The 24751-nt window shown below is 35.3% G+C and carries 24 protein-coding genes; 14 read left to right on the forward strand and 10 right to left on the reverse strand.

Annotated elements, in window-relative coordinates:
- The first annotated feature begins 164 nt into the window (after positions 1-164).
- The 6 genes from NST49_RS05010 (at position 165) to NST49_RS05035 (ending at position 5532) form a co-directional block, all read left to right on the forward strand.
- A complete protein-coding gene (locus tag NST49_RS05010) occupies positions 165-377 on the forward strand; it encodes a GNAT family N-acetyltransferase (protein WP_341048673.1) in 213 nt (70 codons plus the stop codon).
- Between the two features lie 149 nt (positions 378-526).
- Positions 527-892 (forward strand): DUF2512 family protein, encoded by a 366-nt coding sequence (locus NST49_RS05015; protein ID WP_034537535.1) that lies wholly within the window; start codon positions 527-529, stop codon positions 890-892.
- Positions 893-1447: 555 nt separating this feature from the next.
- Positions 1448-2371, forward strand: a complete 924-nt coding sequence (locus NST49_RS05020) for an alpha/beta hydrolase (protein ID WP_023179100.1) — start codon at positions 1448-1450, stop codon at positions 2369-2371.
- A gap of 18 nt (positions 2372-2389) precedes the next feature.
- Positions 2390-3799: a hypothetical protein gene (locus tag NST49_RS05025; RefSeq protein WP_023179099.1), complete on the forward strand. Its 1410-nt coding sequence runs from the start codon at positions 2390-2392 to the stop codon at positions 3797-3799.
- A complete protein-coding gene (locus NST49_RS05030; RefSeq protein ID WP_034537532.1) occupies positions 3796-4461 on the forward strand; it encodes a DUF6320 domain-containing protein in 666 nt (221 codons plus the stop codon). The genes NST49_RS05025 and NST49_RS05030 overlap by 4 nt, the downstream gene beginning before the upstream one ends.
- Positions 4462-4710: 249 nt before the next feature.
- Positions 4711-5532, forward strand: a complete 822-nt coding sequence (locus tag NST49_RS05035) for a manganese catalase family protein (protein WP_034537531.1) — start codon at positions 4711-4713, stop codon at positions 5530-5532.
- Positions 5533-5738: 206 nt separating this feature from the next.
- Here NST49_RS05035 and spxA read toward each other — a convergent pair whose 3' ends face one another.
- Positions 5739-6143, reverse strand: a complete 405-nt coding sequence (gene spxA, locus NST49_RS05040) for a transcriptional regulator SpxA (RefSeq protein ID WP_023179095.1) — start codon at positions 6141-6143, stop codon at positions 5739-5741.
- 262 nt (positions 6144-6405) lie between these two features.
- Here spxA and NST49_RS05045 point away from each other — a divergent pair, with 262 nt between their 5' ends.
- A complete protein-coding gene (locus NST49_RS05045; RefSeq protein WP_034537529.1) occupies positions 6406-7053 on the forward strand; it encodes an NAD(P)-dependent oxidoreductase in 648 nt (215 codons plus the stop codon).
- 483 nt (positions 7054-7536) lie between these two features.
- On the opposite strand, the gene NST49_RS05050 is transcribed toward NST49_RS05045, so the two are convergent.
- Complete coding sequence (locus NST49_RS05050) at positions 7537-8400, reverse strand: PPK2 family polyphosphate kinase (protein WP_341047366.1); 864 nt, start codon at positions 8398-8400, stop codon at positions 7537-7539.
- A gap of 194 nt (positions 8401-8594) precedes the next feature.
- On the opposite strand from NST49_RS05050, the gene NST49_RS05055 reads away from it, so the two are divergent.
- Positions 8595-9014 (forward strand): pyridoxamine 5'-phosphate oxidase family protein, encoded by a 420-nt coding sequence (locus NST49_RS05055; RefSeq protein WP_034537528.1) that lies wholly within the window; start codon positions 8595-8597, stop codon positions 9012-9014.
- A 55-nt stretch (positions 9015-9069) separates the two neighbouring features.
- On the opposite strand, the gene helD is transcribed toward NST49_RS05055, so the two are convergent.
- A complete protein-coding gene (gene helD / locus NST49_RS05060; RefSeq protein WP_341047367.1) occupies positions 9070-11472 on the reverse strand; it encodes an RNA polymerase recycling motor HelD in 2403 nt (800 codons plus the stop codon).
- Positions 11473-11586: 114 nt separating this feature from the next.
- On the opposite strand from helD, the gene NST49_RS05065 reads away from it, so the two are divergent.
- The 3 genes from NST49_RS05065 (at position 11587) to pepF (ending at position 16613) form a co-directional block, all read left to right on the forward strand.
- The gene (locus tag NST49_RS05065) at positions 11587-13260 is read left to right on the forward strand and encodes a peptide ABC transporter substrate-binding protein (RefSeq protein ID WP_341047369.1); all 1674 of its coding nucleotides are present in this window, start codon (positions 11587-11589) and stop codon (positions 13258-13260) included.
- 12 nt (positions 13261-13272) lie between these two features.
- Positions 13273-14502 carry a peptidase T gene (gene pepT / locus NST49_RS05070; protein ID WP_023179088.1) on the forward strand — a complete coding sequence of 410 codons (1230 nt, stop codon included), beginning with the start codon at positions 13273-13275 and terminating at the stop codon, positions 14500-14502.
- Positions 14503-14801: 299 nt separating this feature from the next.
- A complete protein-coding gene (pepF, locus tag NST49_RS05075; protein ID WP_341047373.1) occupies positions 14802-16613 on the forward strand; it encodes an oligoendopeptidase F in 1812 nt (603 codons plus the stop codon).
- A 351-nt stretch (positions 16614-16964) separates the two neighbouring features.
- Here pepF and NST49_RS05080 read toward each other — a convergent pair whose 3' ends face one another.
- The 6 genes from NST49_RS05080 to NST49_RS05105 all read right to left on the reverse strand — a co-directional run bounded on the left by NST49_RS05080 (position 16965) and on the right by NST49_RS05105 (position 20513).
- Positions 16965-17243, reverse strand: a complete 279-nt coding sequence (locus tag NST49_RS05080; RefSeq protein ID WP_034537522.1) for a hypothetical protein — start codon at positions 17241-17243, stop codon at positions 16965-16967.
- Positions 17244-17430: 187 nt separating this feature from the next.
- Positions 17431-18414, reverse strand: a complete 984-nt coding sequence (locus NST49_RS05085) for a permease prefix domain 1-containing protein (protein ID WP_341047375.1) — start codon at positions 18412-18414, stop codon at positions 17431-17433.
- A gap of 5 nt (positions 18415-18419) precedes the next feature.
- On the reverse strand, positions 18420-18746 hold the full coding sequence (locus NST49_RS05090; protein ID WP_341047376.1) for a PadR family transcriptional regulator: 327 nt from the start codon (positions 18744-18746) through the stop codon (positions 18420-18422).
- A 201-nt stretch (positions 18747-18947) separates the two neighbouring features.
- Positions 18948-19454, reverse strand: coding sequence for a hypothetical protein (locus NST49_RS05095; RefSeq protein ID WP_341047377.1), 507 nt, complete (start codon positions 19452-19454; stop codon positions 18948-18950).
- A gap of 76 nt (positions 19455-19530) precedes the next feature.
- Complete coding sequence (locus NST49_RS05100; protein WP_187948485.1) at positions 19531-19866, reverse strand: hypothetical protein; 336 nt, start codon at positions 19864-19866, stop codon at positions 19531-19533.
- Positions 19867-20333: 467 nt separating this feature from the next.
- On the reverse strand, positions 20334-20513 hold the full coding sequence (locus tag NST49_RS05105) for a hypothetical protein (protein ID WP_187948573.1): 180 nt from the start codon (positions 20511-20513) through the stop codon (positions 20334-20336).
- A 210-nt stretch (positions 20514-20723) separates the two neighbouring features.
- On the opposite strand from NST49_RS05105, the gene NST49_RS05110 reads away from it, so the two are divergent.
- A complete protein-coding gene (locus tag NST49_RS05110; protein ID WP_341047378.1) occupies positions 20724-21143 on the forward strand; it encodes an Hsp20/alpha crystallin family protein in 420 nt (139 codons plus the stop codon).
- Between the two features lie 65 nt (positions 21144-21208).
- On the opposite strand, the gene NST49_RS05115 is transcribed toward NST49_RS05110, so the two are convergent.
- Positions 21209-21622, reverse strand: a complete 414-nt coding sequence (locus NST49_RS05115) for a bis(5'-nucleosyl)-tetraphosphatase (protein ID WP_023179074.1) — start codon at positions 21620-21622, stop codon at positions 21209-21211.
- Between the two features lie 183 nt (positions 21623-21805).
- On the opposite strand from NST49_RS05115, the gene NST49_RS05120 reads away from it, so the two are divergent.
- Together NST49_RS05120 and NST49_RS05125 are read left to right on the forward strand one after the other, a co-directional pair.
- A complete protein-coding gene (locus tag NST49_RS05120; RefSeq protein WP_341047380.1) occupies positions 21806-22924 on the forward strand; it encodes an NADH-dependent flavin oxidoreductase in 1119 nt (372 codons plus the stop codon).
- A 222-nt stretch (positions 22925-23146) separates the two neighbouring features.
- Complete coding sequence (locus tag NST49_RS05125) at positions 23147-24553, forward strand: uracil-xanthine permease family protein (protein ID WP_156098854.1); 1407 nt, start codon at positions 23147-23149, stop codon at positions 24551-24553.
- The last annotated feature ends 198 nt before the right edge of the window (positions 24554-24751 follow it).

Below are 24751 nucleotides of genomic sequence, written 5' to 3' on the forward strand. Positions count from 1 at the left end.
ACAAATAAGGATGAGTAAAAAGGAGCAAGATATCTAGTGTTAGTTAAGTATAGAAATAGCCAGAATAAAGTGGCTTTAGGTTTGCTATCACTCATGCCAAAAGGACATGAATTAAAGCACCTCCAACAAACAATGCTACGGTACCAGCAGAATAAAAATTGGGAATGTATTTTTGGCAAGAAGAAGGAAAATATATTGGCATTATTGGTATTGAAGTACAAAAACAAGAATTTGTTATTCAACATTTAGCAGTCTTGCCTTCCTTCAGAGGAGAAGGAGTAGGAAAAGCAATAGTAAATGAAATTCAAAAAATGTACAGCGGCCTTAAAATGATGACAACTGAAGAAACCGAAGCTTTTGTTACATCGATTTATTGATGAATGTAGGATTACAAAACGACAGGTCGTTATTTTTTTGATTTTGAATAAGCAGTAAGGTAAACTTTCATTAGACAAAGCAAAACAATTGGTATTTTATTTACCAATTGTTTTGTGCAATAAAAATAAGAAAAAGGAGTGATGGGAAAATGAAACATGTAAAAGCTTTAGTAATAAAAGCCATTATGATTTGGGCTATTTTATGGATCGTATTGACAGGAATATATGATGTAAGTTTCATGGATTCTACTATTGTTGGAGTTATCATTGTAGTCATGATCTATATTTTAGGTGACTTGGTTATTTTGAGAAAAATAGGTAATGTCGCTGCTACGATTGCCGACTCAGGAGCAGCTGCAATTATTTTATGGATTTACCTTACTTCTATGGATTATACAAATGATTTATGGATGATGGTATTGATTCCAGCCGTTTTAATTGGTGGAGGAGAATGGTTCTTCCATAAATGGTTATTAAAAAGTGATGTTGTACCAGATGAAAGAAAAATGAAATAAACTTAATTAAAATTATAATAGAAGGTTTGGGATAGTAGTGATATCTCAAACCTTTTTGTATGCCTGAATAAGCGACTTGAGTCGAAATCACTAGTTATTCAATAAATAATATGTTCTTATCTGCTAATTGGATGGAGTTTTTGTCCTCACTGTTCTTAAAAGGGTTTATGGACCATATGATTAGCTTTATCACACACATAAGGTCCGTAAACCGACCTTGAATACCCTATGATTAGTTTTATTTCACTCCTATGGTCTATAACATGAGTTTCTGTACCTTGTGACGGCCATACCATTCTTCATAAGGTGTTCAAAACCATCTAACTGAACAGTCCCCTTTAAAAGATAATGTTCTATAGAAGCAGTCAATTTTTTTGTTCAAGCAGTACTAATGTAGAAATTTAAACTAATTAATTTAATTACCGATACTAAAAATTATAGAACCAAATTATTTTATAAATGGATCAACAATAGAAGACTAATTTGGCTTGACAATCTTAATAGGATAATTCATGCTAAACAAAAGAAATGGTTTGTGTGAAAGGGAAAAAAACAATGAATCCATTCGTTAGATTTATCTTAAAATTAATATCTTCACCAAAAATCAATATGCAAGAAGATTATGTTTGGATACGGAAATTACAACAATTTTTTTCAAAGAAACCAAGAAACGGATACCGCATCATGGATAAGAAAATTTATTCGCAAGATCGATCGCATGATATTCCAGTGCGTATCTTCTTTCCAAAGGAGCCATTAAATGAAGATGCATTAGTGTTTTTTCATGGAGGCGGTTGGGTAATAGGCGATATTGATACCTATACGAGTGCCTGTAAGAACATGGCTGATTTAACTGGAAGAATGGTCTATTCCGTTGATTATCGTTTAGCTCCTGAGTTTCCCTTCCCATCCGGGTTGGAAGATTGCTATCGAGTTGCAGAAACCTTAATGACACATTTGGAACTAAGTGGATTAATGGATGCTTCACAAATCACCTTAATTGGGGATTCAGCCGGTGGAAATTTAGCGGCAGCCGTTTCTTTATTATTGAGAGATAGAGGAAAAGCCATACCAACTAAACAAATTTTACTTTACCCGGTTACTTATTGGGATCATACGAAAAATTCTCCATTTAAATCGATTCGTACAAATGGCTATAAATATGGGCTGACAGCTAAAAAAATTCAAGAATACATGGAAATGTATGAATCAAATAAGGCTAATCGTAAAAATCCTTATATAGCACCATTGCTGACAAAAGATTTAACCAATCAACCTAAAACATTGGTTATTACAGCAGAATTTGATCCATTGCGTGATGAAGGTGAAATGTATGGAATTGCTCTAAGAGAAGCAGGGAACGATGTCGTAATTCAACGTATTGGAGGAGCGGTACATGGGTTCATTACGTATCCTAAATTTGCAACTCCAGTGACAGCAGCTTATCAAGCAATAAATGATTTTTTAAATGAAACTTAAGCTGGAAGGGGGAGAAATATGAAGAGGAAAACATGGGTCCGTTTGGATAATGCGTCTAATATTTTTCTCGCAGCCATGACTGATTTTGATACTAAAGTTTTCCGTCTGAGTGCAGCCATGGAAGATCCCGTTGATCCCGAACTGTTGCAGCAAGCGCTAGACAATACGTTTGAGTCCTATGTTTTATACCATAGTGTACTACGCAGAGGTATCTTTTGGTATTACTTAGAAGAAAGCGATCTTAAGCCAAAAGTAACGTTAGACGAACAAACCCCTTGTGCGCAATTGTATCATTATGACCGCAAGGAATTGTTGTTTCGAGTAGTTTATTATCAAAATCGTATTCATTTAGAAGTCTTTCATGCATTATCAGATGGAACTGGTGCATTGTGGTTCTTTGAAGATTTAATTAGTGAATATGCTTTCCTTCGATACGCTGACAACTCATCTGAATGGAATAAAGAAAGTTACCGATTAAAGCGTCCAATAGAAAATACGAATGCCGATAGTTTTATTCATTACTTTCGCCATAAAGGACAGCGCAATTATACAGAAGCTACACAATCAGCTATCCGAAAATTAACGGGTGCAAGTAAAACGGTTGGAAAATTCGCCCTCCGTTACGGGAAAATAGCCTTGCAATATGAAACCTCTACACAACAGAAAAAAGAGAAAAAAAAGAAAGTTTATCAAATAAAAGGCAAACGAACTATTGATAATCGGACACATGTCGTTGAACTAAATATGCCGATTCAACATCTTTTGACATTAGCACATGAACAGAACGCTTCTCTTACGATTTATTTAATAGCATTGTTCATTGAAGCGATTCGAAAAACGAATCCAGCTGTACAAAAAGGAATGACAATAGCGGTATCGGTCCCTGTCAATTTAAGACAATTTTATTATTCAGACTCTGCACGAAATTTTTTTAGCACTACACGTTTGGAATACACGTATGATCCTGAAGAAAAAACAAATTTAGCAGTTATTTGCAAAACACTTAAAGAACAACTGCAACAGCAGCTTAATCCAGTTAGTTTAGAGCAACGATTAAATAAATTGATTGCCTATGAGTTCAATCCGTTTACGCGAGTGATCATTAGACCTATCAAAGACGTCATTTTAAAAGTGATCAATTACTTTAATAATCGTAATCTAACATTTGCGATGTCTAATTTAGGAAGTGTAACATTACCTAAATCAATCGATGAACAAGTACATCAGTTTTATTTTCAAACGTCTGCTGTAAGACCACAGTTTTGTGTGATCAGTCACGGAGAACATCTATCAATTTGCCTGAATTCTCCATTTGTTGAGACAACATTATATAAACAATTTGTTAGAGATTTAACGGCTCTTGGAGTACCTGTGACAATTGCGGCCAACAAAATAACTGATACAGATATGAGGAGTGAGGAAGCATGAGTCATTGCCAGCATTGTAATGTATCGGTTAAAGGCGATTGGTTAAATTGCCCTCTTTGTCACCAGCCATTGGAACGAATTTCAAAAGGGAAGGATCCTAATCCTTATCCAGATATTCCTTTACGCTTTAATAAGGAACAAGTTTTACGGATTTTAATGAGCATTTCTATTGTGACTATCAGTCTAACGTTGTTGATTGAATTATTCTGGTTGCACTCAATGAAAGGTCTTAACATCATTTTATTCGGTATTGTGAGTATGTGGTTAGTAATCTTGATCATCATTCGCAAACGCCGAAGTATTGCTAAAAGCATTGTTTATCTAATTGTTTCATTGTCATTATTAAGTATCTATTGGGATTACGTAGAGGGTTGGGCAGCTTGGTCAACTACTTATGCAGTACCAATTATTTGTAGTTTTTCCCTCGTTGCTATGTATGTCGCTGTTCGCTTAGTAAAAGTAGAAGTCGGAGATTATATTTTGTACTTGCTGAGTGCTGCATTGATAGGATTGATCCCGCTTGTCTTCCTTTTTTTCGACATGGTGTTGAATCCATTCCCAGCGTGGCTGTCGATTGGATTGAGTACGTTTATGCTGATTATTACTATTATTTTTTATAGAAGAGAAGTTTTGAATGAATTAGAAAAAAGAATGATGATTTAATAGTTAAAAAGTTGATTTTTGCACGTTTCCTGGCTTTAAAAAGGAGCGTGTTTTTTTATTTTACCTTAAGATGAATCTACCATTTTTATTACTACAGAAAGTGCTGAATTCCCTGATTTATAATCTGTTAAGAGGTATAAAATAAACTAAAAATTGAGAGCGTATTCTTTGCGAGGAAAATGGTCTATGTGGTAAATTACTGTTGTAATAAAAAATAAGATATTGGAGAAGAATGGAAGGAAATAAAAGATGTTTATTCATAAAAAAGAATTACAATATCATGCAAAACCTGACAAGTCCGATCCACTTATGGCTCGAAAAATGCAAGAGATCCTAGGAGGACAGTATGGTGAAATTTCAGTAGCTATGCAATATATGTTCCAAGGATGGAATACGCGTGGAAATGGAAAATACAAAGACCTTATTTTAGATACCGGTGCGGAAGAAATTGGACACGTTGAAATGATTGCTACAATGATCGCTCAATTACTTGATGATGCCCCAGTAGATGCACAAGAAAATGCATTTGAAAGCGATCCAGCTATTGCAGCGGTTATGGGAGGCATGGATTTACAACATGCGATCGTAACGGGCCTTGGACCCACTGCAAAAGATTCAAACGGTGTTCCTTGGAGTGGTTCTTATATTACTGCAAGTGGAAACTTGCTGGCTGATTTCCGTTCAAATATTAATGCAGAATCTCAAGGACGTCTTCAAGTAGCTAGACTGTATCATATGACAAATGATGCTGGTGTAAGAGATATGCTAGGATTTTTATTAGCTCGTGATACAATGCATCAAAACCAATGGATCAAAGCTGCTAGAGAGCTTGAAGCAGTAGAAGGAATCATTGTTCCTTCAGGCGTTTCAGAATGGGAAATCCAAGATATTAACCATATCTTATACAACTTTTCTGAAGGTGAAGACAGCAAACTATTCGCAACAGGAGAAGCTCCAGATGGCGGGAAATTTATCTATAAAGATGTGCCAGAAGTGATGGGAGAAAAACCAGTTTTAAAACCAGCTCCACCTAGCTTACACAATACAGTTGATATGGATGCTAAAAAATAATTGATTACAAATAAGCAGCTTCTTTTAACAGGGTCTTACTAAGGCCTTTGTTAAAAGAAGCTGCTTTTATAACTAAAAAGCAAAGAACCCCTTACATTAACGGTTGACCATCAGACATTAATGTAACGGGTTCTATTATTATGTGATTAAAATACTAGTTTACAAGAAGAAAGATTGGTCTTTTTCCTGCTAAGTATAATGGCGTTCTAAGAAATATGAGAAAGTTGTTTTTGCATTTCTAACAAATCAATGCGACGAACTTCTCTTGGTAAGAAACGACGGATATCATCGTCATTGAACCCAATTTGCAATCTTTTTTCATCAATTAGAATAGGGCGGCGAATCAAACTTGGTTCTTCTTGGATCAATTCCAATACTTCAGACAAAGAAAGCTCATCTAATGGTACGTTTAAATTTTGAAAGGCTTGTGAACGGTATGAGATAATATCTTCTGTTCCATTTTCTGTCAAACGTAAAATTGCTTTCAGTTCTGAAATAGTTAAGCTTTCGTTGAAAATATTTTTTTCAATAAAAGGTAGGTTATTTTCCTCTAACCATGATTTTGCTTTACGACATGAAGCTGAGCTAGGTGTTGTATACAATGTAATCATTTTTTTCACTCTCCTATTTATAATTAAACTAATTAATAATTGATCGATTTGATTGGAAATCGTCTACAAGGAATATATTACTATGAATGTGACAATAATGCAACACTTTTTGTCACAAATCGTTCACAACTTTGTGACAATTAGACAAATTTAGTGTAAAGATATGTAAATAAAGCATAATAGAGTAAGAAATTTTGAATGAATGGAGCCATATGTTAATCTATTAGAAAGAGAAGTAACTAAACTAAAGGGGGATAAGACAGTGAAAGTTGCCGTTATTGCAGCAAGTGGAAGAGCAGGAAGTTTAATTGCAAAAGAAGCAAAAGATAGAGGGCACCAAGTTACGGCAATCGTAAGAAATGCGGAAAAAGTAAAAGATAAAGATTTAAGAGTAGTCGAAAAAGATTTGTTTACATTAACTGCAAAGGATATAAAGAATTATGACGTAGTAATTAATGCATTTGGTACGGGTATGGAACAAGAACAAGCGGTTAAGCATGTTCAATTTGGTAAAATTTTAATTGAAGCACTAAAAGAAGCCTCTGATACAAGATTGATCGTTGTAGGTGGAGCAGGCAGCTTGTTTGTAAATGAAGATCGAACTATTCGAGTAATGGATACACCAGATCTGCCCACTTTTTTTCAACCGACAGCTATTAATCAAGCTAAAAACTTAGAAGATTTAGAAGAAACTGATGAGATAACATGGACATTTGTCAGTCCCGCTTTAGACTTTGATGCAACAGGAAAACGTACGGGTTCCTATCAAGTTGGAACCGATCAAGTTATAGTAAATTCAAAAAATCAAAGTTACATCAGTTATGCAGACTTTGCGATTGCTATTGTAGATGAAATTGAACAAGCAACACATAAAAATGAACGTTTTACCGTTATTTCCGAGTCTGAATAATAATGAATATAAACAAGGGCTTTACTGGAGAATACAAAATTCAGTAAAGTCCTTTTTGGATTATTGCTTTTTTTTACAAAATAGCAAAGAATCTTTAAGTAAAATCTGCTTGTACTAATTTTTAAAAACAATTTTAACAAAGTAGTTTATTCAATACTGGCTTTTTCTGCATCGGTGATCATCGCTTCAGGTTTGTTGTGCCATACTAAAAATTTCATTCGGTGACCGAAAAAGTCATCTGTCATTCTTCTTTGTGTCTCAATTCTAATTTTAAGTTGTACTGTGCCACATTGTTTTTGAAAGTTAGTGTAGCATACGAATCAAAAAAGCAGCCAATGGGACTTGGCTGCAATCCAGAGACTATACTTTTTAGTGCGGGTTACTGAGTTCAATTAAAGACCCGACATTTCAGGAGAAGTAGGTTTTACAAGTAAATCCGTCTATTCCAGAATAAACGTTAGTTGAAGTACTAAGACCATTTGGCTATTCTTTTTCAAGCATTTCGATACTTTCATCAAGTTCTTTTTGGTCTTCGCCAGAAATTTCCGGAAATTGTGGATCAAGGTTTTCCAACACATCTATCATAGCTTCAGAAATAATGTAGCGTGCATACCAATCGTCATCAGCGGGAAGGATATACCAAGGCGCATATTCTGTCGAAGTATGCGTCAGCATATCTTCGAAAACTTCTTGGTACGTGTCCCAATGTTTTCGTTCTTCAATGTCACTAAAAGAAAACTCCCAATTTTTCTTGGGATCTTTCATTCGTTCAAGTAATCGTTCTTTTTGGACATCTTTCGAAACATGAAAGAAAAACTTAATGACCGGAAATCCATTTTCTGTCATGTAACGTTCAAAATCATTTAATTGACGAAAACGAGTTACCCAAATATCGTCATCAATCAAATGGTCTGGAAGAGGATCCTGATCCAATACATCATGAATACGCGGGGCGATCACTTCTTCATAATAAGATCGATTTAAAATACTGATTTCTCCTCTGGCAGGTTTTCCTTCGTGAATCCTCCAAAGGTAATCGTGTTTTACCTCAGTTTCAGAAGGCTTTTTTACAGAAGTCGTTTTTAAACCTTGAGCTGTTAAGTTCGAAAAAATAAAACTGATGGCTTCATCTTTCCCACCGGCATCGATCGCTTGCAGAACGACCATAATGCCTTTTTGTTCTTCCGCATGAAGTTTTAAATGCAACTCTTGTAATTTTTTTATGCTCTCAGGAATCAATTTTTCTTTCAACTCTTCTTCGTTAAAGTGTTTGTTGTCACTAGTAGGATAATCAGATAACTTTATTGGTGTCTGGTTTGGAGTAATACGGTAGTTTGCTAGATCCATCTTAATTCCTCCTCATTGTAGTTCAGAATAGTTTAGGCAACAATATAGAAACTTAGTTCAAATGAAAGTTATCCATAGTATGACATATGTAAAAAATAGTGTAAAAGGATATGGATTCTTAATTTAAGAAAGCGTATTCTTTGAATAAGAACTCAGGTTATGACATAATAAATGAAAAATGGAGGGATGCAATTATGGCTGATGAACGCGAAAAAGCTTTAAAAATTATTGAAAAGAATAATATAGGAACTCTGTCGACTATCTCAGGTAATAAACCCGTATCTCGTTACATGACTTTTTTTAATGAAGGTTTTATTCTTTACACGTTAACCGATAAACGAACAGACAAAGTAGAAGATTTAGAAGAAAACCCTAATGCGTTTATTTTATTAGGATACGATACAGGACTGCTGAATAATAAATACGTTGAAATTGCGGGACAAGTTACGATTACGGAGGATCAATCGCTGATCGAGCATTTGTGGAGCCCATACATGAATCTTATTTTTGATGGAAAAGATGATCCTAATATTGTTATTTTAAAAATTCAACCTGATACAGTAACGCTTCGAGGCACAAAAGATACTGAAGTTATCTCGGTTGATTTAAACTAATTAGAAAAATGAAAAGGAAGATAAAAAGCTGCTGCTTTTTATCTTCCTTTTAGGTTTAATTTAATTCTACTAAGTGGTAATCAGTTGGTTCGACTCTTTGTACAAAAGGATCTTCAATGCTAGATGCCAAGAAATACAGCTCATGCATTGCTCTACTACAAATGGTATAAGCAGTAGATAGATCGTTAGAAGAAGAGTGAGTCGAATAGTGGAAAAGAGCAAAAACAACATCAAATTCCAACCCTTTAGCTAACTGTACAGGAATGACAATAACGGGATAATGGCTATTATCTGTATCTTTTAAGACTAAGTTGCTTTCAATACCAGCATTGGTCAGTTCTTGATAAAAACGTTCCGCTTCTGCATAATTTTTAGTAATAAAAGCTACACGAGTACTAGCTTTTTTACTTCCAGCAACTTTTTTCTGTACATAATCCATATAAGGAATGGACTCATTGGCTACAATCACTTCTGTTTTTTTTCCTTCACGAAAAGTCGTTTCTACAGCCGGTTTTTCTCCTAAGAAATGATTTGAGAATCGAATAATTTCATTTGTAGAACGGTAACTGGTCAACAACTGGTAGCGTTGGAAAGAACTTTCACTAAAAATGGTCTCTAAATCATTAAAAGAGACTCTTTTCATCAAAATATTTTGATTTAAATCGCCACTCATCACAAAATGGGCTGTTGGATAGAAGTCTTTTAGCATTTGCAATTGGAATGGAGAGAAATCTTGTACCTCATCAAGACAAATGTATTTGAATTTAGTTGTACTGATTGGACCATTCATTAATTGGAATAAGCTGTAAAAGGCATCCATATCTTCCAAGGCTAATTTTTTGTGTGCCATATTCGTCAAGACTTGTTGGATGTGTTCAGTCCAGATCTCTTCAGTGATCGAAAAGTCTTCTAGTGAAATCAATTTTGGAATAGCTTTTAAGAAATGAATATATTGATGTTGGTAACGAATAAAAGCCAATCTTTTTATTCTCTTAATCACTGGAGCATAAGCAGTCTCTAAAATCGAATCGATCAACGTTTCTTCAGCTTTTTGTTCATCTTTCGCATCACTTTCATGTTGACGTAATTCAGCGTCTGACATTGAAAGCAGTACATCTTCTACCCATTTAGCCGTTCGTTGAGACCCTTTTAACTGTTCTGCTTTTTGAGTAAGCATTCTTTGGAGCAATCCTAATTTGCTGGCTAAAGTCCCTTTGCTTTCGATACTGTAAAATAATTCTTTGATTTCTTCTTTAGAGATGATGATCTCACCTTGAAAAGAGATCGAAGAAAAGCGTATATAATTCGTTTTTAATCGATTAGTATAGCGTTTCAAAGCAGCAGAAAATTGCAAACTGCCTTTCAATAATGTGATGTCCGACAATTTTTCGTCTTGGTTCGTAATGAGATTGAATTTTGGCACTCGCGATTTCATAAATTCTGGGAAAGTATGGCTCGTCACGTTCAGTTCACCTAATTCAGGTAATACTTGAGAAATATACGTTTGGAAAATTTTATTTGGTGAAAATAGAATAATTTCAGAAGCTTTTAATTGGTCTCTGAACGTATAGAGTAGATAAGCAATTTTTTGCATCAACACAACTGTTTTTCCAGATCCTGCTACGCCTTCGATTAAAGTTACTTTAGCGGAAGTATCTCGAATAATTTGATTTTGCTCTTTTTGCAACGTTGAAACGACGGCTCCCATTTGGTAAGAAGAGCGGTCTTCTAAAACTTCCAATAAATAAGGGTCACCCATAACATTATCTGTATCCAACATTTGAATGATCTTAGCTTGGCGAATCAAAAATTGTCGTTTCAACTCGATTGAAAGAGATAGTCGTTGCTCTCTAATAGTCAATGGGATCGTATCCCCTACATTTCCTTCGTAATAAAGTGAAGCGATAGGTGATCGCCAATCAACGACTAAATTATCGTATTCATCAAATACAGAGCTTATACCAATGTAAATTGTTTCTTGACCGTATTCGTCTTCATAATCAATACGACCAAAATAAGGATCATCTACCATTTTTTCTAAAGCAATAACACGGTTTTGATTTTTTGCTAATGTTTTGCTGCGGATCAATAAATCTTGTTCCACTGCACGTAATTCCCCGGCTGATTCCCACATACTTTCACTTGAACCTTGATTGATTTTAATCTCACCGGATTCTTTTAACCGTCTTTTTTGTTCAGCACTGTCTTGTGCAACTGTTTCTTTGAGTTCTTCTAATTCTGTTTGGATTTTTTTGACAACGGCATGGACACGTTGTTGTTCCGTAGATAGGCTGTCTTTCAATTGGCTAATCTCCTTTTTGAATGTTGAAAAAATAAAAGGAATTTCTTTCAACTGAATTTTAACGCAATTAGCAGTATACCACCCAAACAAGTCGATTGCTATATAGGGATGGATTCTATTTTTAAAGAAAATAGAATCTGGAAGAATATACACCATTGACAGGCCTTATTTAGTTATTATTAAAAAAAACGAATGTGAAATGAGTAAAAGATTAAAATTAGAATAGTTTTGTGTTAGAATAATAATACTTTAATTTTTGGGGGTAGGGTCATGGAAATAAACAAACAAGGCGCATCATTATCTATAGGGCTGGCACTAATAGCTGCTGTACTTGCAGCATGTGGTGGATCTAATGGTGATACAAAATCAACAAACGCAGAAGGATCTAATGAAGGAAAGAATCATGCATCAGATCAAACAATTTCTGTAGGAGTATTAAATGAGTTATCCACAGGAGATACATTGCTGGTATCTGATATTGGAACAAATACAGCTATGAACCAATACTTAGAAGGTTTGTATCGACTAGATGAGGACAATCAGCCGGTTCCAGCATTAGCTGAAGAGACGAATATTTCAGAAGATGGATTAACTTATACCTTCAAACTTAGGGAAGATGCAAAATGGTCAAATGGCGACCCCGTCACAGCACATGATTTTGTTTATGCTTGGAGACAAGCGGTCAATCCTGAAAAGGCTGCTCCTTATTCGTATATGTTTACTTCTGTTGTAAATGCAGAAGAAATCATCAATGGTGAGATGAAACCTGAAGAACTCGGTATAGAAGCTGTTGACGATTATGAATTAAAAGTAGAATTGAATGTACCGGTGTCTTATTTCTTAGGTGAAATGGCCTTTATGCCGTTTTTTCCACAAAATCAAACGTTTGTAGAGGAAATGGGCTCAAATTATGGAACAAGTAGTGATACTACTTTATCAAACGGACCATTTATTTTAACCGGATGGGATGGAACGAACCAAGCTTGGAGCTATGAAAAAAATTCAGACTATTGGGATGCAGAAAATGTGGCATTAGAGAGCATTGATGTTCAAGTGATCAAGGAAGTTTCAACAGCACTCAACTTATTTGAATCAGGGGGATTAGATGATGCTATTCTTTCAGGAGAAATCGCAAAACAATATGTAGATCATGAGGCTTATGTAGTAGAGCCCGAAGCTCGTACAAATTTTCTGCAATTTAATTATACAGATGTACCGACGATTTCTAATGAAAAATTGAGAGAGGCCTTTTCATTAGTTCTAAATCGTGAAGAACTAGCTAATACCATTTTAGGAAACGGATCACTTCCAGCTAAAGCATTGGTTCCACATGACTTTGTAACGAATCCCGTTACTGGGAACGACTTTGCTGATGATGCAGGGGATTTCTTGACGTATGACACAGAAAAAGCGAAACAACTATATGAAGAAGCAAAAGAAGAATTAGGCGTCGATACGATTGAATTGGCCTTGCTGGCAGATGATGATGAAACCAGTAAGTTAGTAGGCCAATATGTTCAAGGTGAATTGCAAAATAATTTTGACGGACTAACAATCAATCTGACAAATGTACCCAAAAATAATCGAATCGAAAAAGGTCAATCAGGTGATTTTGATATAATTCTAGGGGGCTGGGGAGCAATTTTACCAGATGCTATCAACTTGCTAGACATCATGAATAGCGAGACAACATTCAATAATGGACCTTACAAAAATGAAAAAGTAGATCAATTATTAAATGATGCAGAAACGATCAATGCAAACGATATAGAAGCACGATGGAAAGATATGCTTGACGCTCAAGCTATCATGCTAAAAGAAAAGGGCTTTATCCCTTTGTACCACACTGCTGAAGTACATTTACGTAATCCAAAACTGAAAGGCGTTGAAGTTCATTCCGTCAGTTCTCGTTATGATTACCGCAATGCTTATGTTGAAGAATAGGAGAATGAAAAAATGGATGAACACTTACTTGAACGATTTGTAAACTATGCCAAAGTCAATACACGGTCTGACATGAACAGTCAGACCGTACCAACTACTTATACGCAAGTTGAATTTGCGTTGACGTTAGCTGAAGAATTAAAAGAAATAGGAATGGAAGAAGTCGAATATAATGAAGCTAATGGATTTGTAACAGCGACATTGCCGAGCAATTTAACGGTTGATGTTCCGGTAATCGGATTTATCGCTCATATTGATACAGCTGATTTTAATGCGGAAAATATTCAACCTCAAATACACAAGAATTATGATGGGAAAGATATTTTACTTAATGAAGATCTTGAAATTGTGATGACGACGACTGAATTTCCTCAACTAGTAAATTATATTGGCAAAACCTTGGTCACGACAGATGGCACAACATTGCTGGGAGCAGATGATAAGGCGGGGATGGCTTCGATTGTTACCGCAATGGAAGAATTGATTCAACATCCAGAACTTCCACACGGAAAAATACGAGTAGCTTTTGGCCCAGATGAAGAAATCGGGCGCGGAGCGTTATTATTTGATGTCGACCATTTTCAAGCCGATTTTGCGTATACACTAGATAGTGGTGTAGTTGGAAAATTTGAATACGAGACATTTAATGCAGCTCAAGCTGAATTAACGATTAAAGGAACGAGTGTGCACCCTGGATCAGCTAAAGACAGTATGGTTAATGCCTTGTTAGTAGCGGCTCAATTTGCAACGGCATTGCCGCAAGAAGAAGTTCCAGAAAAAACAGCAGGATATGAAGGTTTTTACATGTTGTCCAGCCAAGTTGGAACAATCGATGAAGTAAAAGCAACGTATATCATTCGAGATCACGATAAAGCTACTTTTGAGAAACGCAAGAAACAGTTTGCCGCATTAGTTGATCAGTTCAATCAATCATTTGACCACCCTCGTATTGCATTACATTTATACGATCAATACTACAATATGCGCGACATCATTGAAAAAGATTTTTCGATAGTAGAGCTAGCTTTAGAGGCTTACCGCTCAATCGGTATTGAACCTGATGTGAAGCCATTTAGAGGTGGAACGGATGGCAGTATTATTACGTATAAAGGTTTGCCTACACCAAACATTTTTACAGGTGCCGAGAATTTGCATGGCAAATATGAATTCGTTTCGCTCGAAGGTATGCAACAAGCCGCTCAAGTCGTGATCGAAATCGCTCGATTAAATTCAAAAAAATAAGTATATAAAGTCGGTTTGTGTACCATAAGGATAGATTATTTTTAATCTTATGGTACTCAAAAGCAGTTTACACACCATAAAGGTATTTTTTTAAATCTTTATGGTATACAAAGGCAGAGTACGTACCACAAGAATAAATTAGTTTAATCTTATGGTACTTAAAAAAAGGCTTATCTCTTATGGAGTTTTTTTTGCCTGAGATAAAGAAGTTTTCAACCTGCAAATCAGTTAGTGCTATACTAGAGAAGAAGAGATTTTGACTAACCACCTAAATGGAATGGATGAAGGAGCGCGATAAAATGACACAAGAAGAATTGAAAAATAGAGCAGATGTCCCTGAAGCATTAACATGGGATCTTACTGGCTTATATCCTACTAAAGAAGCTTTCGAAACGGCAGTAGCCGATATGCAATCAGCAGTTAAACAATTCTGCACAGCTTATGAAGGAAATTTAACAGATGCTCAAACGATCCAAACAGCTTTAAAAGAATACAGTGAAATTACACAAAACGCAGATTGGATAAATCATTATGCATTTTTACCGACGGCTACTGATTTAACAAATCCTGAAAATACGCAACGGTCTCGTTCAATAGAAAATGTATTAGCAGAAGTGAGTGCTCAATTATCTTTCTTTGATTCAGAATTAAAAGCAGCTGACACAGTTGTCTTAGATCAAGTAGAAACAGAAGAACCTCAATTTGCTTCATTTATTCGTCACATCAAAGAAGACAAAAAGATTCAATTAGATCCTAAAGTTGAAAAAGCATTTGCTCAACTGTCGCCCGTCCTTAATGCTCCAGAAGCGATATACGAACAAGCACGATTAGCAGATATGGACTTTGGAACCTTTAGTGTAGATGGAAAAGAGTACCCACTAAGTTTTGTACTCTATGAAGAACATTATATGTATCATGCGGACACAGCCATTCGTCGTGCGGCATTTGATAAATTTTCAGCTGTATTGAGCAACTATCAAAACGTTGTGGCAGCTGCTTATTATACACAAGTTCAAAAAGAAAAAACAATTGCTACGATGCGCGGATTTGATTCGGTTATTGATTATCTTTTATATGATCAAGAAGTTGATCGTTCATTATACAATCGTCAAATTGATAGCATTATGACTGATTTAGCACCTGTGATGCAAAAATACATTACACATGTTAAAGAAGTCAATGGACTGAACAAAATGACCTACGCTGATTTGAAAATCGATTTAGATGCTGATTATTCATCAGAAGTTACGATAGAAAAATCAAAAGAACTGGTTGCTGATGCAGTAAGTGTTTTAGGTCAAGAGTATGTTGATCGAATCATGAAAGCTTATCCAGAACGTTGGGTGGATTTCGTCCAAAATAAAGGGAAATCAACCGGCGGATTCTGTACATCTCCTTATGGCAAACATCCTTATATTTTGATGTCTTGGAACAACCAGTTGTCAGATGTTTATACATTTATCCATGAATTGGGACATGCTGGTCAAGGCATTATGTCTAACGAAAACAATGCTATTTTAGGTGCAGAGCCATCACTTTACTTGATTGAAGCACCTTCTACATTTAACGAATTATTATTGACAGAATCGTTAAAACGTAAAAGCGACAACCCACGTGAAAAACGTTATGCTTTATCAAACATGATCTCAAATACGTATTTCCATAACTTTATTACTCATTTATTGGAAGCTGCTTATCAACGTGAAGTTTACCAATTGATTGATGAAGGCAAAAGCTTTGATGCTGCTCAATTAAGTGAAATCAAACGTTCTGTTTTGAATAAATTCTGGGGAGATGCAGTTGAGATCAATCCAGGAGCAGAATTAACTTGGATGCGCCAAAGCCATTATTACATGGGTTTATACTCTTACACTTATTCTGCAGGATTGACGATTGCGACTCAAGCGTTCTTGCGCATCAAAGAATTGGGACAACCAGCAGTAGATGAGTGGTTAGAATTCTTGGCTCTTGGAGACCAAGATCGTCCAGCTGAAGCTGCTAAAATTGCTGGCGTGGATATTACAACAAATAAACCATTATCAGATACGATTCATTATTTAGATGAAACAGTGGATACAATTATTGCTTTAACCAGCGAAATAACTAAATAAACACCATTCACAGCAGAAAACTTATTTTTACTTTTGATACTTTCATCAAAAGTAAGAATGAGTTTTTTTTGCTTTCAGAAGGCGCCATTCTTCCGTCAAACGGTCTCTTACGAAAGAGTGGAGTAAAAAAATTACTCTTATATGAAAAAAGCCTTTGCTAATGAAAGCAAAGGCTTAAAAAAGGGGGTTACTTATTTATGGGGATAAATAAGTAGAAAAGAAAAAGTTTTAGGTTTGGTATGTCTTTAGTATAGACGCTAAATATGAAAAATTAACGGTAATCTTGTTCTTTTTTATGATCTTAAATAAAAGAAAATGTGAAGATTTTTGGAAGACGAGTTCCTAATTGATTTAAGCCATTAAAAGAGTATAGAGAGTGAATGCTAGAAAAGCAATAATTAGCAAATTAAGAATAAATAAGATAATTGTATACATTTGATTTCTTGCTTTTAAAGATAAAGCAATTGATAAAGTATTTAATAAGATAGCAACAATGAGAACACCAAGAAAGATAGGGAAGGTGAACAAAGAAAATTGACTTTGAATAAAAATAGAAGCGATAGTTAATACAAATGAGATCAAAATTAAAATTGTTGGCCATTTTTGAGTATTTTTTTTAGTGTTATACATAAGTTAAAACTCCAGTCTTTTTTTAGATGCGTTTCCAGTAATCTTAAGTATACAAGTAGCGATTCTTCATAACAATAGTTTTCTAAAAGATGACTTATTTTTGTAAGAATAGTAATGAAATTTGATAAAGTTAAAAGTAAAAAAAACCACTACTTATAGACAAGTAGCAGCTTTGGATACTCTATATTTATTTTTTTCGTTTCATTTTGATTTGGCTTTGATAAAGGGAAGAGAAAGCGGCGAAAAGGATCCCAGTTATTGGGAAAATGATCCAAGCTGTTCCCCAAGCATCGTATAAAAAGCCGAAAAATAGATAAACAGCAGTTACTAAAGGAAAGACAACTCCGGCAATTTTATCCGTCAACTTGCCTGCGATAACTTTTTCAGGTCTGTAATCACCAAGTGAAAGAAGTTTTTCATAAGTTGAATACAAAACACCATAAAAAACAAATAGGAAAACACCAACAGCAACAAACCCTAACAGAAAAATCACAGACCAAGCATTATCTTCGCCTAAAAGAACAATGGCCAGCAATAAAGAAATAGGAGCTAGAATACAAAGAATAACGCCAGAAGCAATGGCTTTTGCAAAACTAGGTTTGAATTCCTTGAATTCATGATCTAATTTGATATGTGTAGGAGCATCAAGAAGGACCACTTTTCCATCAAGATTGTATTGTTCTTCTTTTAAACCAAAAATAATGAACAATCCAACGGCGATTGCGATAAAGAAGAAAAGAGGAATGATGGACAACAAATCAACTCTTTCCATAGCTACAGGGGATGTAAAAGAAAACAATAGAGCAACTTCTCGAAATAAAAGCATCATAGCAGGAGCGAGAATGCAAAGTGCAACACCTGTAGCAATCGCCATTCCAAATTTTGTCCGATGTTGCATAAAATCTTCCACTTCAGCTTCTGACATTGGAACGTTCTGCTCATTGTCTTCTTCAGAATCAATGTCTAAATTATACTCCTCAATGATTTCATCAATATTCCCAAACTCGGATAAGACAGTCCCAATAGCTTCATTTTCACTTTTTCCTTCTGACTTTAATTGAAGGTATTTATCTTCCATATTGGTGAGCATATCCTCTTTCAGTTGCAGCATTTCAGAAGTACGCGGGAGATTAATGAAAACTGAATCGACATAGTTTTTAATAGTATCCATAGTTATTATTCCTCCTTTATAAATTGATCGATCACTTTTTTTGTATCCAGCCATTCGGTTACTTTATCATGGTAGGTCTGTCTGCCTAAATCAGTAATTCTATAATAGGTCCGAGGTTTTCCATTGGTTTCAGTACTTGAATAAGATTGAATAAGGTCGCTTTTTTCTAAACGGTTAAACGCAGAGTAGAGAGTGGTTTCTTTCATGACGTATTTATCATGAGTTATTTTTTTAATAGTATTTGAAATTTTGTAACCATAAGAATCTTCTTTCATCAAAATAGATAATAGGATCAAACTATTGAACCCGCGCATGACATCACTTGATATCACTTAATCACCTCATTTTTTTACTTCATCTATCGTAGTAATTACAGTATACTTCTTTTACTACGACAGGTAAAGTAATTTGAACTGCTTTATGATCAAATAAGCGATTAAGTTATCTCAAATTGAACCGATTAGATAGATATACCTAATAGAATTGACTGCACAAAAAAAGATAGATCAATCATTAAGATTAATCTATCTTACTTATTCAAAAATAATCGGAACGTTAATTTCAGCTCCGTTTTTTTGCTCATTCGAATCGCTCATACTTCTTGTTTCATAAGTTAGTTTGCCGGGATATTCTCCTGCCGCATAACTAGTAGGTAATTCGATAGAATAAATGCCTTTTCCTGGCTCAATTAATTTAGATTCATAAACAATTTCATCGTTTATGGTCAAATAAATGATAAAATAAACGTCGTTTTGTTCAGGATTTTCAAAAGCAACATCTTGAGTTAAACTGTCTGCTTGAAAAACTAATTTTTCAAATCCTGGAATAGAAATCCCAGCTGCACTTTCGACACTTTCTTCTTGTGCTTGTTCGTTAGTTGCATTAGGATCAAGTCCTAAAAGGTCACCAACGCTATCTTTTGCTTCGTCATTTGTAAAATAATTTATTGCTATTATGGTTCCAGCCACAACAGCAATAAATAGTATTCCTTTTAATAGAAATGTAACGATAGGATTTTTAGTTCTGTTCTCTTTTTTCATAGGAACTCCTTTGATTTAAAATTAGAGCGTGGGGCTCTAATCACTGTAATTGATTTTAGATAATAATATTCGAGTATTATTCTGCTACTGGTACTTCAGCGTCAACAGGATTTGCATAGTCAAATGTAAAGTTAACGGCACCTGTATATAATCCAGAGAATTTGTCTTTACTATCTGCATCTGTTGCAACTGTAATAGTTTCTAATGAAGTTCCATTTGAAAGTTTGAATGCGCTCGATTGGTCTGACGGATCACTATCTCCTTCGACTGCAATCGTAGTAGGTAGTTGTTTTTTCGGATCACTTGTAGCTTCACCATTTAGAGTTAAATTTGTAACAGTTGCTGCAAAAACTTGAGTTGTTGTTCCTAACATTAATCCGGCCAATAGTGCTGATGCTAATAATTTTTTCATTATTTCCGACCTCTTTCTTATTGTATGTTAAAGAACAACTCCCCACAGCTGTTTCTTTCATGGGTAAAGCTTACTCCGTATGCGTTCTCAATACCAGAGTAAATGAACATCTGTACTATAACGTACATATTGCATACTAAAAAAAGTCATATGATAATTAAACAAATGTTATAGAGCCTACGTTTCTCTAAAAAAATAGTCCAGAATCCTGTGAAAACGTGGGGCTTTTTTTGCAACATTTGTTCATAAATAATTATAAAGTAAAATGTATAAGAGAATGATTATTGATTAGAAATGATAGAAGTGAGATTACACGGGAGTTTTAGAAGAGAAATAAGGCGTCTTTTGCTAGTTCTAACAGCTTAAATAGCTTATTTAAAATTGTTTTATATTAATAGATAAAAAAGAATGACATTATTTCCTTTTGGTTTCAGGGAAATAATGCCATTCTTTTGATGTTGGATGAGCTACCTTCTTGGTGTTTGGGTTCTGCCTAAGAAAAAGGCTAATGCTGCGATGGCTAAACCGATTATAATAAATAAGGTTCCAATAATGGGATCACCAGATCTTACAGGACCAAAGTATCCAAATACTATGATAATGATACCCACTACCAATAAAATCTTTCCTAATAGATTAAACATCATACCTACCTCCAGTACAGTCTTTATTTAATTAGTATAGCAAACAATAGCGAAAGAGAATACTAATATGACTAGTAGGCTAGCTAGTAAAAAAAACTTCAAAAATTTTTTAGCACTCTGTTGACAAGAGTGCTAAATTTTATTATATTATACATGAGCAAAGGAAATACTTGCTCAAGAGGTTAAAAAAATTTTAGAAAGAGGGTTAAATTTATGAGTAATTTATTTCCAGTAGGACGTGATTTCATGAATTTTGGCAAAAACTTTTTCGAGGATCCTTTTGACCATTTATTAGCACACACGGCTAATTTTAATGTAGACATTCGAGAAGAAGAGAATGCTTATATTGTAGAAGCTGATTTGCCAGGTATGCCTAAAGACAGTATTCAGTTAAAATATGAAGACAATGTATTGTCAATTGGGGCAACTCAAGAAGACGGTAAAGATGAAAAAGATGAAGAAGGCAACTATATCCGTAGAGAGCGTTCAACTAAATCTTTCAATCGCCAATTTTTATTGAAAAACGTCAACGAAGAAAAAATCTCAGCAACATTTGATAATGGTGTTTTAACCGTAACATTGCCTAAGAAAGATCCTGAAGGCACAACACCTAAACAAATTGAGATCAAATAAAAAAACTAAAAAAAAGAAGGTGTTGAGATTTGTGTCTCAACACCTTCTTTTTAATTTATCATCTACTAGTTCTTTTTAGTTAAGTAATCCTTGGCTGCTTGAAGAATCGTTCGATCATTTTCATAAGTAACTAAAGCTAATGCTTCTTCAAAGTTTGACCAAGAGCTATCTAGAACTTCTTCATCTTGTTTATGGATTTCTTGTTCAGAAGTATAGGCCATAAAATAAATCACATCTTTTACGGTGCCTTCATAAGGAGAATAACGGACAACATGTCTGAATTGAGTGTCCAGTTCAACTGTTAGGTGTGTTTCTTCCATAATTTCTCTTAAAGCTGTTTCTTCTTCTGTTTCATTGCCTTCTACATGACCTTTAGGAAAAGCCCAGTGTCCTCCATTATGGTGTTTGATCAATAAAAATTTAGGTTCTTCTGTTTCTTTTGTAACAATTACAGCTCCACATGATTTTTCTTGTTTCATCGTGATTCCTCCAATGAGATAACGTCTTTTGTTCAGTATACCAAAATCAAGGCTAAAAGTTTAGAGAGAATGATTTACTTCTAATAAGTAAGATAAATTGAAAAAAGAAGAAAAATCTTATATTATTAGAAGAATAGTTAGACATATACTAAAAATAAATAAATAAGAAGTAGGAGAAAACGAATGAATTCAAAATACAATCCCTTGTTTCAGCCTTTTACATTTGCATCAGGAGTCAAAGTGGATAATCGGTTGGTTATGGCACCGATGACGACTAATTCCTCTTTCGAAAATGGAATGGTTACAACTGAAGAAAAAGAGTACTATAAAAGACGGGTTGCTGGCCTTGGAGCTGTCGTGACTTCCTGTGCTCAAGTAATGGAAAACGGACGTTTCGCCGGTTCACTAAGTGCTGCATCTGACAACCGAATCGATAGTTTATCAAAACTAGCAAAAACGATTCAAAATGAAGGTCCTAAAGCTATTTTGCAAATTTTTCACGTAGGTCGACTTGGATCAAAAAGGACATTAAGAGGGGAACAGCCAGTCAGTGCAAGTGCTGTGCCACTTGATGTTGAAGGTGCAGAAGTACCCAGAGAACTATCGGATAAAGAAGTGCATGAATTGATTGATGCTTTTGGACAAGCGACAAGACGCGCGATCCAAGCAGGATTTGATGGGATTGAATTGCATGGAGCAAACAATTATCTGATTCAACAATTCTTCTCTCCGCATTCCAATCGCCGAGAAGATCAGTGGGGTGGATCACTTGAAAAACGCATGAACTTTCCTTTAGCGGTCGTTCAAGCTGCAAAAGAAGCAATCCAAACCTATGCAGATAAACCGTTTATTTTTGGGTACCGCATTTCTCCAGAAGAAATAAAGGAGCCCGGCATCACTATTGAAGATACTTTACAATTGATTGCTAAATTAAAAGAACAAGGACTGGATTACATCCATGTTTCAACCAATGAATGGACGCAAGCTTCAGTTCGTGATCCAAAAGTAACCAAACCTGTTGTTCAACGTATCCAAGAATCAGTCGGAAAGGATTTCCCGATTATAGGAGTTGGATCGATCATCACACCAGACGATGCTGTAGCAGCAATGGAATTAGGATTACCGCTTGTGGCTATCGGTCGTGAATTAGTGATTGAACCAGACTGGGTCCAAAAAGTAAAACTAGGAAATGAAATGGCTATTCGTAAAAAAATAAAACCAGAATATCGGGAAGATCTTACTTTGCCTGACGCTATGTGGGAGTATATTGAAAGTAGACCGGGTTGGTTCCCAATCGTTTAGTAAGAACAATAAATAGTAAGCTTGAAAAGAACTTTTCACTTCATGTGAGAGGTTCTTTTTTTTGATGAAAACACGAACATTACAATCCGGATAAAGGTAAAATAATTCGTTTTTAGGTCTTTACTTAACTCTTATTTGAAGTTATACTATAAAAGTGTTAATCATTAACGAAATATAAATGTGTTATTAAAATTAATGTTCGTATTTAATAGGAGGGTTATTTTGGAAGAGAGAATGAAACGTCCAGCAGGAACAATCGTATTGCCGAAAAGAGAAAGAAAACAAGCGAAGGTCACACCGAAACCTGAATCCACTCTTATTTATCAAGTAGACGATAAGCCAGGATTTGTATTGATGACCCTTTTAGGATTTCAAAACATATTGACAGCCTTTGGAGGAATCGTAGCTGTACCTTTAGTAATTTCAGGTATGGCAGGGTTTGGAGTCGCGGACACTTCATATATGATTAGTGCAGCATTGTTAGGCTCGGGTGTTGTTTCAATTATTCAATCTAAAGGAATTGGCCCAAAATGGTTTCGTGTAGGAGCCGGTCTTCCAACGATTATGGGAACCGATTTTGGATTTGTTGGTCCAGCAAATGCGGTTATCAATACAATGGGTGGCGGCATTGCTGGTTATTTTGGTGGAACGATGATGGGAGCCGTTTTAGAAATCATCTTGAGTTATTTTATCAAACCGTTAATGAAATTCTTTCCTCCAGTCGTAACAGGTACCGTTATTTCACTGATGGGATTAACGTTGATGCCTGTTGCATTTGATTGGGTAGCTGGTGGAGTAGGTGCCGCTAATTATGGATCACCTCTTAATTTAGCAATTGCAACAATTGTCTTCTTATTGATTGTTTTATTAAATCATTATGGCAGTGTCAAAATTGGACCTGCAGCTGTTCTGATTGGGATCGTTGCTGGTTATGTCATGTGTATTCCGCTTGGAATGGTTGATTTTAATCAAGTTGCTCAAGCTAACTGGTTTGCTATGCCTCAATTGTTCAAATATGGTGTCAATTTTGATTTGAAATTTGCTATTCCGTTTATCTCAGGCTATCTAGTAACCGTTATTGAAACAGTGGGTGTTATGCAAACAATTGGAGCCGTAACAGAAACAGAATTAACGGATGAAGACATTGCAAATGGTGTTCGTGCAGATGGAGTCGGTTCATTTATCGGACCTGCAATGGGATCAGGTCCAGTAGCTACATTTAGCCAAAATGCTGGTTTAATTCCCTTAACTCGCAATGCTTCTCGTTCAGTAGCGATAACAGCTGGTGTCCTTTTAATGGCGATGAGCTTTTTACCTAAATTTGCGACGTTAGTTTCAATTATGCCTATGGCTGTACTTGGTGGAGCTGGAGTATTGATGTTTGGAAATGTAGCTGCTTCTGGTGTTAAATCATTATCACGTGTCAATTTTGACAACCGCAATTTGGTCATTGTCGCTGCTGGTTTGGGTGTGGGCCTTGGTGTATCATTCAGACCTGAAATTGTCGCTGGGCTACCAGGAATTCTTGGTGGATTATTCTCATCTGGGATTTCAGCTGGAACGATCGTTACCTTAGTTTTAAATATTATTCTTAAAGAAACTCCGGTGATGGAAAGCGAAACAGTTTAATTAAACAGCAAAACGTTCAGTATTCTAACTTATAGGTGCTGAACGTTTTTTTGTCGCCTGGTTGCTTGTAAGAAGCATCACTTTTACGTCATTAGGTACTTGACGTAAAAGTGAACTAACAAAATGCACTCACTCTTACGTCAACTAACATACACTGAGCAAAAAAAGCAGTCTAATATGCAAATTGAACGAAGGTAA

This window comes from Carnobacterium sp. FSL W8-0810 (assembly GCF_038007125.1).
GTDB classification, from domain to species: Bacteria; Bacillota; Bacilli; order Lactobacillales; family Carnobacteriaceae; genus Carnobacterium_B; species Carnobacterium_B inhibens.